At 46.5% G+C, this 6,322-nt stretch carries 10 protein-coding genes and 1 pseudogene; 3 read left to right on the forward strand and 8 right to left on the reverse strand.

Annotated features, from left to right (window positions below; all coding sequences use genetic code 11):
• Positions 1 to 13: 13 nt before the first annotated feature.
• The 7 genes and pseudogenes from V7126_RS21170 to V7126_RS21200 all read right to left on the reverse strand — a co-directional run bounded on the left by V7126_RS21170 (position 14) and on the right by V7126_RS21200 (position 3,283).
• Positions 14 to 357, reverse strand: a pseudogene (locus V7126_RS21170) (VOC family protein).
• A gap of 62 nt (positions 358 to 419) precedes the next feature.
• Entirely contained in the window at positions 420 to 611 is a 192-nt protein-coding gene (locus tag V7126_RS21175; protein WP_046129111.1) for a YbxH family protein, read from the reverse strand.
• Positions 612 to 628: 17 nt separating this feature from the next.
• Positions 629 to 877: a sigma-G-dependent sporulation-specific acid-soluble spore protein CsgA gene (locus tag V7126_RS21180; RefSeq protein ID WP_046129112.1), complete on the reverse strand. Its 249-nt coding sequence runs from the start codon at positions 875 to 877 to the stop codon at positions 629 to 631.
• 73 nt (positions 878 to 950) lie between these two features.
• Positions 951 to 2,147, reverse strand: a complete 1,197-nt coding sequence (locus tag V7126_RS21185; RefSeq protein ID WP_175075350.1) for an MDR family MFS transporter — start codon at positions 2,145 to 2,147, stop codon at positions 951 to 953.
• Entirely contained in the window at positions 2,147 to 2,401 is a 255-nt protein-coding gene (locus tag V7126_RS21190) for a hypothetical protein (RefSeq protein WP_335498840.1), read from the reverse strand. Before V7126_RS21190 ends, V7126_RS21185 begins: the two co-directional genes overlap by 1 nt.
• Positions 2,395 to 3,084, reverse strand: coding sequence for an ATP-grasp domain-containing protein (locus tag V7126_RS21195; RefSeq protein ID WP_236809526.1), 690 nt, complete (start codon positions 3,082 to 3,084; stop codon positions 2,395 to 2,397). Before V7126_RS21195 ends, V7126_RS21190 begins: the two co-directional genes overlap by 7 nt.
• Positions 3,085 to 3,112: 28 nt before the next feature.
• Positions 3,113 to 3,283 (reverse strand): hypothetical protein, encoded by a 171-nt coding sequence (locus V7126_RS21200; protein WP_236809527.1) that lies wholly within the window; start codon positions 3,281 to 3,283, stop codon positions 3,113 to 3,115.
• Between the two features lie 108 nt (positions 3,284 to 3,391).
• Here V7126_RS21200 and V7126_RS21205 point away from each other — a divergent pair, with 108 nt between their 5' ends.
• Positions 3,392 to 4,141, forward strand: coding sequence for a LysR family transcriptional regulator (locus tag V7126_RS21205; RefSeq protein ID WP_236809528.1), 750 nt, complete (start codon positions 3,392 to 3,394; stop codon positions 4,139 to 4,141).
• A 200-nt stretch (positions 4,142 to 4,341) separates the two neighbouring features.
• Here V7126_RS21205 and V7126_RS21210 read toward each other — a convergent pair whose 3' ends face one another.
• Positions 4,342 to 5,058 carry a TioE family transcriptional regulator gene (locus V7126_RS21210; RefSeq protein WP_175075351.1) on the reverse strand — a complete coding sequence of 239 codons (717 nt, stop codon included), beginning with the start codon at positions 5,056 to 5,058 and terminating at the stop codon, positions 4,342 to 4,344.
• 203 nt (positions 5,059 to 5,261) lie between these two features.
• On the opposite strand from V7126_RS21210, the gene V7126_RS21215 reads away from it, so the two are divergent.
• A complete protein-coding gene (locus V7126_RS21215) occupies positions 5,262 to 5,651 on the forward strand; it encodes a GNAT family N-acetyltransferase (protein WP_175075352.1) in 390 nt (129 codons plus the stop codon).
• Positions 5,652 to 5,800: 149 nt separating this feature from the next.
• A partial coding sequence (locus tag V7126_RS21220) for an ATP-binding cassette domain-containing protein (protein ID WP_335498850.1) occupies positions 5,801 to 6,322 on the forward strand: 522 nt, incomplete at its 3' end.

Genomic DNA, 6,322 nt, shown 5'->3' on the forward strand with positions numbered 1-6,322 from the left:
GCGGCAGCTTTTCTTAATGCCTCTGCAAAAATTCCAGGCGATTGCCGAACGGATCATTGACATAAAATCTTGCCGCTCCTTCTAACGGTTCGCCCTCCGTTATTTGTACACCGTGTTGTTTTAATGTTTGTTTCAGCTTCTTGATGTCGGTTGCGCTTTCAAGGCAGGGGTAAAAGGTTCTTGCATGCCGATGTGAAGCTCGTGCGGACCGCACTGAAACCAAACTCCTCCGCGTTTCTTTAAATTCTCCGGCTTTGGAATCTCCCGCATCCCTAATACGTTCGAGAAAAATTGTCTGCATTCATTCTCGCTGCCCTTGGGAGCTGCAATTTGCACATGGTCGATACCTGAAAACATCGAATCCCCTCTTTTCAGTTTTACTTTAGAATATCACAAAAAAACTGCCACAGAATGGCAGCTTAAATGTTATGCTCAAAGCAATAATGATTGACCAGCTCCTCAATCAAATCGTGCTCAGGGAACTCGCCGGAAAATTCGAATCGGATTTCCTCGACAAACCGCCCGCGCCGGTATACATGGATCGCCCCGTTCTGTCTTGTCACGCTGAACTCGGGCTCAAACGTATAGCCGTTCCGCTCGATCGCGCCCATCTCGCCTCGCCCGCCTTTCAAAACAACAATTCGTATACTTCATTTAACTCTCTCGTCCGCTTGTGGTCTTGTTCGTTCAGCGCATATGTCATTTCATGTTCGAGCACTTCGTTCAAAAAAGCGGCTTCCCGCTCATCCAGATGCCTGACAAACTCTTCTTCATTTTCGTACTGCCGGGAAACGATTTTTTTGTAAATCCTCTGGCCCATGTCGTGTTCAAGATGGTTTGACAATGACTCCCGCAAATACCCCAATGTTGTATCCATGCTTTGATCTCCTTTTTTACCCATAGGTTGAGTGAATTTGCCGTCAATCATGCATGTTTAAAATTTCCTTACCCTATGCAGACGATAAAAACTTCCGTCTTCCGATACGATAAGAGCCCAAAGCCACGAAGACCGAAAAAGCGGCAACGAGAAAGACAACCTTTCCCCCGTACAAGCCGAGAATCATTCCTCCAATCCAAGGCCCTAGAAACTCCCCTATGTTATACAGGTTTTGGACGCCGTAATAAGCGCCTCTCATATGCTCTGGCGCCAGCTCATCCAAAAGTACGTTCATGGAAGGAAAAAATAATATTTCGCCTGTGGTCAGGACAAACATTGAAAGGAAAAAAGCCAGCCAGCCATCGGAAAGGGAAAAGCCGATATTGCCTAACATGCAGCATACGGTTCCCATCGATATCGCCGTTAACGGCTTCGATTTTTCAAACAAACGGGTGAGCGGCATTTGCAGCACGATAACGGTGACTGCGTTTAACGTGATTAAAGCCGAGAACAGTTTGACGCCGTTGGAAACATCGTGATTGAGATACTGAAGCAGCGTGCTTCCCATTTGAGAATAGCTGAACATCAAGAGAACGCCTCCGGCTATATAAAAATGAAGAGCCACATCCCCTTTTACCGTTTTCCAAACGGAACCTGCCGGGACTTGTTTTAACTCTGATTTTGTTTGTTTCATCATAATGTTCTGCATCATCCGGCTTAGCAAAACAGCATAGCAAAAATAAACAACACCAGTGATTATAAACGGAGCTCCCGTTTTAGCCAGTCCCAAATATGTGCCCAATAACGGACCGACAGCGGCTCCGACATTGATCGCTAAATAGCGCAAAGAGAAAATGCGGAACCTCATATCGCGATCGGACAATTCCGCCATCAGTGCTTTTGAAACAGGTTCAAAACATGAATGGCAAAGTCCGTTCAATACATTCAATAGCATAAATGAAACAAGATCGTGAACAGGCCCAAACAGAACAAACACGATGCTCCATACAAAGATTGATGACAGCATCACTTTTTTTCTGCCGATTTTGTCTGACAGCGTCCCTCCGATGACCCCTCCGACAGTACTGGAGAAGTACCCCAAACCGATAACCAGTCCGATGACTCCAAAATCCGCTCCTGTCTCAACATGTAAGTAGAGAGCCAAAAACGGCGTTGTCATAGCTTTTGCCGCCCTTGTCACAAGCGTCCCGATGAGTAAAAAGCGAATAAGCGGATGCAGACGGTTAAATAATTTTAATTGAGAAAGCATCAGCCGCTTTTTTCCCAAACGATTTTATCGTCGAACCATTTTGCAAGCTGATGAATCCGGGTTTTCAATTCGTCTTCTGTTTTCCCGGTTACAAGACAGCTTACAATCGCATCTACGCTGGATGATGAGCCTTGAAATGCTTGTCCGGGCTTTGCCGATAGCTTATGCTTTGTGATCCAGTCAAAAGAAGGGATTGGCGGAATGTCTTTCAGAACGCCGGCTTTCGGAGGGATCAACATCCAACCGCTTAACATGTCGGACCTTTGTCAATTCCTTTTGGAATATTGGACTTTAATCCGCATTGCGCTCTGACGCATACTTCATTAATATCAAAGCCAAAAGCCTGGGCCGTCGCCTCACGCACCATGGCGCCCCCAGTTCTGCTGGCAATTTCGCAAAAAACGAGTTCGTCTTCAGGTGTATGAAAGACTTCGGCGTGAAATGTCATCGTTTCAGGAACAGGCAGGGCATCAAGAGCCTTTTGAACGAAGCTGGTCAGCCGGGAAGCAAGCGGATTTGCGGGTTCAAGCTGGTTGCTCGCCAAAAACCGGCCGCTTTGAAATGCCAAGCATCCATTGATATACCGGGACGGCCAACTCAGGACAACCTCCCCTTCCAATATAAGCCCGTCGATATGATACATATCTCCTTCAATAAATGATTCAACCTCAAGATGATCTTGAAGGCCGTTTGATAGGAAGCCCAACATCTCCTGGCGGTTCGTTAAAACGGCTGTATCCACTGACCCCGAGCCATAAACGGGCTTTATCACAATCGGAAAGCCGGAAGATTGGATAAATGTATATACGTCGGCCGCGGTCTCGATTTTCTTAAAATTAGGCACCCGCACACCTGCACTTTGTAATCGTTCTTTCATCAACACCTTGTTGCGGAACAGCAATCCGCTTTCATAAGACTGCCCTTTAATTCCCAGCATGGTCCTCAGCTTCCCAGCTCTCAGCACATCATATTCCGAGCTTGCTTTCGAATTGATATGTATCGTGCAGCTCTAGTGCGCGAATTTCGATGCATCCATTTACGGGATAATGGTCAAACGATTCAATAACGTCGTAATTTCTGCATTCATCGGCGCGGTCGGATGATGTCAGCATCACAATCGGCTTATTCAATTCCATCAACCATACATCATACGGAGACTTCGAATAAGCCGTTTTATTCAGAAAATAGTAAAAGTATTTAGATAACTCTAATATATCTTTGTTTACCAATCATCAATATTATTTATGAATCGAGTGGAAAAACATGAATCTTCACGCATTGCGATTGTTCTACACTGTAGCCGCACCGGAGCTGCAAACGAGCTGAAAATCAGTCAGCCGGCTGTAACTGCGCAAATTAAAAAGCTAGAGCGCGACATCAACTGCACGCTGCTCGTTTCTAAAGGCAGAGGCATTTTATTAACCCCAACAGGCGTTGAGCTTGCAAAACAAGCCAAACGGCTTTTTTCCCTTGAGGAGGAAATCGAATCTTACCTCGACCAAGTAAAAAAAGGGGCGATTGGCAAGGTGCGAATCGTCGCCACATACCTTCCGGCCAATTTTTTGCTGCCGAAATGGATCAGCCGCTTTAAACAGCTCTATCCTGAAACAGAAGTAGAAATCTCGACCATGAATTATCAAAAGGCGATCGATCAACTGATTAATTATGAAGCAGACATCGGCTTCATTGGGGGCATGACGGAGTTCAGCCCGCTGATTAAAGGAAGATTGCTTTTTGAGGATGACATGTTATTCGTCGTCAATCAAAAACATAAGTTTGCCTCACAGCACGTGACATTGGAGGATATTGTAAAAGAGCCGTTCGTCTTTCGCGAGGAAGGAAGTTTTTCACGGGAAAAATTGATTTCGCTGTGCAGCCTGCATAATGCAGGGAAACCAAACATGGGCGTACAAATAAACGGATTGAACGAAACAATCAGAACAGTGATGGAGGGATATGGCGTGACGTTCGCATCTGCTCTTGAAGTAAACTAATATATCGCCCGAGGAGATATTGCAAAGATTCATGTCGATAAAGCAGTAATAAAGAACCCCATTTCATTATGCATTAGGACGGAGGATCACCTTTCTCCATCTGCCCTTAACTTTATTCAAATGATTGATTAGAGCTGAGGAAGCCCCTCAGTCCGAACCGATCATTCGGCCGCTGAATATTAAATCGTTTCAAACGGCCATTAGCTTTCACCTTCCATCAAACCGGCTTCTTTACAAAGCTCGACAAGCTGGTGCATGCCGTAAAACTGCCGGCGATTGCGCTGATGAATGCTTTCCAGTGCATGTTCGGTGACTTGCTTTGCCTTTTCAATGCTTTGGTGTTCAACAGCCTGTACGATTTCCTTCATATTTTCCAAAAAGTAGACGGTCCTTCTCAATGTGCGGATCAATAAAATTTGCCTGACATGCACCGGTGTGAAAAGCCGGTAGCCATTCTCGGGGTCTCTCTCGGGGGTGATCAGGCCTTCTTTTTCCCAGTGGCGGATGGCTGATGTCTGTACGTTGGTGAGGGCGGCTGCTTCCCCGATCGTCATGCGGCGTTTCATCTTGTGGCCCGGGACAATCGGAAGGTCGGGATCCCGCAATATGGCAAGCGTTTGATCGGCGACGGCTTTTTCCTCATGCAAGTCGGCCTGCTCTTTATTCACGAGCCAGAAGGCCGCATCAATATCACCGTTTTGAATATGACGCAGCACCTTGCATGTAACGCTTACACCAAATGCAGGAAACATGGCGCGAAGACAGCGGAAATAAGCTAAATGCAGGGAAGTATAAAGGCGGTAGCCGTTTTCGGCCCGCTCAGGCGCGGGAACGACGCCCCATGATTCATAATGGCGCAAAGCGCTCGTGCTGATGTTCAGCTTCCTGGCAATCTCAATCGGTTTGTAATAACGCATCTCCCATCCTCCCCATCGGTTTCAGTCAACCTTCACTATACCAGACAGCCCTTCTTCCAGACAAACATTAGAGAAAAATCTTAAAGTGCTGTGATAATCTCCATATTAATAAAAATCAGCGATTACAACCGGACCTTATCACTTGCATCAAGCTTGTAAAATAGATGGTGTAAGACCTGAATTCGAAAATAAAGGAGACCGACATGAAGATTTTTCATGAAGTACCGAATCCGCGGGAGTATCTTGGATTAAGGAATTGTACAAAAGATGAGGATATGGTCAAAACGGCTTTAGAGCACTCAATTTTTTCAGCGATCATCAGAGACGATCACTCAGAGCTCATCGGCATGGGAAGAATTATCGGTGATGGCGGGCGCTTTTTCCAAATCGTTGATGTGGCCGTCAAACCGTCTGAACAGGAAGAAGAAATAAAGCACATGATCATGGACGAAATCATGGATTTTCTCCGGCAGAACGCTCCCCTGGGCGCCGAAGTGCTGATGATGGCCGACGTTCCGTCGATCCCTTTTTATCAGACATTTGGATTTCAATATACGTATCCAAAGTCAATCAGCCTGTCGAAAACCCTTTAGGCGATCGTTTCGAGAAAAACCTTAAAGGACGTTGCTAATCTTCATCGTCTATTTCCGTATTTTTTATCCCTTAACTTTGGCACTTGCATGAGTGTTATAGAATAGGTAGTACCCCGGGGAAAAAGGATCTGCCAAGGAGGGCTTTTTGAGTGAAGGATCGTATTCGTATTCAAGGAGCAAGAGAAAACAACTTAAAAAATGTGTCGCTGGACATTCCCAAGCATCAATTCGTAGTCGTAACCGGACCATCCGGATCAGGAAAGTCGACGCTTGCATTGGACATTTTGCAGCGGGAGTGTCAGCGGCAATACATGGAATCAAGCGGAATGTCGGGAGATTCGATTGAAAAGCCGAAAGTCGATTCGATCGCCGGACTGTCTCCCTCAATTTCAATCGGCCAGCATGCGGCAAACCGCAATCCGCGTTCAACGGTCGGAACGGTGACTGACATGTACACGTATTTGCGGCTCGTGTTTCAAAAGATTGGCGAAAGGCGCTGCCGACAATGCCAGGCCGTCATTCCCCCTGCATCCGTTGATGGGCCGGAGACGGTTTTCTGCCCGGTTTGTCACCATCCTCATCCCCCGCTGACCAAATCGGACTTTTCTTTCAACACCCCTGACGGTGCATGTCCGGAGTGCAGCGGCCTCGGTACGGCGGTCGAGATTGCC

The sequence above is a fragment of the Bacillus sp. JJ675 genome (assembly GCF_036963165.1).
GTDB lineage: Bacteria > Bacillota > Bacilli > Bacillales > Bacillaceae > Bacillus > Bacillus glycinifermentans.

What these genes read in the sequence shown, in the direction of transcription:
- V7126_RS21180 (WP_046129112.1), bottom strand. Translation starts at nt 877, where the DNA reads ATGGATACAACATTGGGGTATTTGCGGGAGTCATTGTCAAACCATCTT.
- V7126_RS21215 (WP_175075352.1), top strand. Translation starts at nt 5,262, where the DNA reads ATGAAGATTTTTCATGAAGTACCGAATCCGCGGGAGTATCTTGGATTA.
- V7126_RS21195 (WP_236809526.1), bottom strand. Translation starts at nt 3,084, where the DNA reads ATGCTGGGAATTAAAGGGCAGTCTTATGAAAGCGGATTGCTGTTCCGC.
- V7126_RS21185 (WP_175075350.1), bottom strand. Translation starts at nt 2,147, where the DNA reads ATGCTTTCTCAATTAAAATTATTTAACCGTCTGCATCCGCTTATTCGC.
- V7126_RS21175 (WP_046129111.1), bottom strand. Translation starts at nt 611, where the DNA reads ATGGGCGCGATCGAGCGGAACGGCTATACGTTTGAGCCCGAGTTCAGC.
- V7126_RS21210 (WP_175075351.1), bottom strand. Translation starts at nt 5,058, where the DNA reads ATGCGTTATTACAAACCGATTGAGATTGCCAGGAAGCTGAACATCAGC.
- V7126_RS21200 (WP_236809527.1), bottom strand. Translation starts at nt 3,283, where the DNA reads ATGGAATTGAATAAGCCGATTGTGATGCTGACATCATCCGACCGCGCC.
- V7126_RS21190 (WP_335498840.1), bottom strand. Translation starts at nt 2,401, where the DNA reads ATGTTAAGCGGTTGGATGTTGATCCCTCCGAAAGCCGGCGTTCTGAAA.
- V7126_RS21205 (WP_236809528.1), top strand. Translation starts at nt 3,392, where the DNA reads ATGAATCGAGTGGAAAAACATGAATCTTCACGCATTGCGATTGTTCTA.